General features: G+C 65.2%; 1 protein-coding gene. It reads left to right on the top strand.

Annotated elements, in window-relative coordinates:
- Positions 1-83 precede the first annotated feature (83 nt).
- Positions 84-1,110 (top strand): hypothetical protein (locus C3492_RS43815; protein ID WP_103818113.1); only part of this gene is annotated, 1,027 nt, incomplete at its 3' end.

The raw sequence follows: 1,110 nt of genomic DNA, 5'->3' as shown, positions 1-1,110 counted from the left end.
AGACTCGATGGCGGACCTGGGCTCGTCGTCCGCGGCGGGGTACCCGCGGGCGCACGAGTCGCCCTGCATCAGGAGGCACCCGCATGACCTTCAACCCACTGGAGCAGCGGGGTATCCCGCTCGACCGTCAGCTGCGCAGTTGGCGTGAGCTGAACGTGCAGCCCATCGACCCGGACCGCTGTGACCCGTACACCCGGTGCCGGATCATCACCATGAACGGCATCGAGGTGGAGGCCATCCTCTTCAGCCACCAGCTCGCCCGCAACACCGTCGACCCAGAGATCAAACGGCAGCTGGCGCGGACCCGGTACATCGAGGCGCAGCAGCAGAAGGTCGTGAACTGGCTGCTGCCGGGCGTCTCCTCGGTGCTGGAGACGACCATCGCCTACGAGCAGGTCGCGGTGGACCTGACGGCGTGGGTCGCGCGCATGGAGCCGGACCCCTATCTGAAGCAGGCGTACCAGTTCGGTGTGCTGGAGGACTTCGACCACCTGTACCGGTACGCCAATCTGTACGAGATGATCGAACACCGCAAGGCGGAGTCGATCGTGGACAACCTCACCGAGGTGATGCCGGGCAGGCCCACCCGGTACCACCACCGCGATCCGGTCGACAACGTCCGCGACCCGTACGACAGGAACGCGACCGACCCGCTGTCGAAGCTGCACGCGCTGACGATCATGTCGGCGGAGCAGCAGACGATGAACTTCTACATGAACACCGGCCCCACCTACATGGAGCCGATCGCCCGTCAGCTCTACCAGGAGATCGGGCTGATCGAGGAGGAGCACGTCACGCACTACGAGTCCCTGGTGGACCCGGGCGAGACGTGGTGGGAGCAGCTGGTCAACCACGAGTACAACGAGTGCTACCTGTACTACTCGTTCATGGAGCAGGAGAGCGACCCCAAGGTCAAGGCGATCTGGGAGCTGCACCTGAACATGGAGCTGGAGCACCTGCACACGGCCTGTGACCTGATGCGCCGCATCGACGGCCGGGAGCCGCAGGAGGTCCTGGCCCCCGAGCTGCCCAACGTGCTCACCTTCGAGCCGAACAAGCAGTACCTGCGGGAGCTGCTGGACACCCAGATGGACCTGACGACCCTCGGCG

This window comes from Streptomyces sp. Ru62 (assembly GCF_002920615.1).
Classification (GTDB): Bacteria; Actinomycetota; Actinomycetes; order Streptomycetales; family Streptomycetaceae; genus Streptomyces.
Note: the sequence above shows the minus strand (reverse complement) of the source record. Positions and strands in the feature narration are given on the sequence as shown.